Here is a 1,208-nt window from a genome sequence, read left to right on the forward strand (position 1 = left end):
GCGAACAGTCGCGCTGGACGGCACCCGGCCGACTCGCGTGCGAGGGCCAGATGTCCGTTTCGGATTCGGTGAGAGGCCGAGACGGTGTTCGGCCGGCGCTGACCCGGGACGATGACGTACTGGTAGGGGTGCTCCTCCCGCTGTGCCGAAGGCCGTTTCTCAGGGGGCGTGCCAGGCGGCTGGGGCCGGTTGGGAGGCTCACATCACCGCGGACGGTCCCGCCGCCGCGGCGTGCTGCCTCACTCCACCGGGCGCCTCTCCGGCGCGGCGGGAACGGCAGGAACACACCCTCCGGAAAGGAAAGAAGGCCCCGTCAGGGCTGCTGGAAGACGACCTCCGGGTACGCCGCCGACGGACGGTCGAGCAACCGCTGCGGGATGCCCTTCAGATGCAGGTCGAAGAAGGCGCCGACATAGGCCCGGGTGATCTTCTCGGCGCGCAGCGGGGCGAGCGTCGCTTCGGGGTCGGGCAGGCCCGCGCGAGCCCCGATGAGCGGACCGTCGGTGAAGCTCCCGTGGTCGGAACCGGTCACGGACAGCCAGCGCTTCCAGCCGTCCATTCGCGCCCAGGCATCGTTCCAACTGGTGTCCCAGCCCGAGGGGTTGTGAACGGACTGGGTGCCGAGCATCAGGAAGGGCCGTCCGCCCAGCCCGCCGGCGGGAAACGGATCGAAGAACTTGCCGTCCATGTTGACCCCGGCGCGGATCCGCTGGTCGGCGGCCATCGTGCCGGCGGCGGAGTTACCGCCGATGGAGTGCCCGGCCATGCCGATCCGGTCCCGGTCGATCATGTGGGCGTACGGCCAGGCCGGGCGGGGGCCGGTCAGCCGGTCGAGGACGAAGGAGATGTCCTTGGCCCGGCTCGGGGGGACGGCCGCGAAGGTGTCGGGGGCCGGGTCCCTGCAGATGGCGCAGGTCAGGGTGCGCCCGTCCGGGAAGGTGGTGCCGGAGGTCTCGTAGGTGTGGTCGACGGCGGCGACGACGTACCCGCGGCTGGCCAGGTCCTCGGCGAGGCCGGTGAGCGTGGCACGTGGAAGCGTGAACCCGGGCGAGAGGACGACGAGTGGGAACCTGCCCGACGCCGGGCGCGCGTCGGTGCGGGCCCACGGGTGGAGGCCGGTGGCCGCCTCGGACGGTACGTTGCCGCCCGGCACCTGGAAGTCCAGCAGCAACCTGGCCTCCTCGGTGGTCAGGTACGGGGTCGCCGGC

Annotated in this window: 1 protein-coding gene; it reads right to left on the reverse strand. The window is 72.0% G+C overall.

Going from position 1 to position 1,208, the window contains the following annotated elements:
* Positions 1–313: 313 nt before the first annotated feature.
* A partial coding sequence (locus tag ACFU7Y_RS44055; RefSeq protein WP_380772087.1) for an alpha/beta hydrolase family protein occupies positions 314–1,208 on the reverse strand: 895 nt, incomplete at its 5' end.

The organism is Kitasatospora sp. NPDC057542 (assembly GCF_042801945.1).
Lineage (GTDB): Bacteria > Actinomycetota > Actinomycetes > Streptomycetales > Streptomycetaceae > Kitasatospora.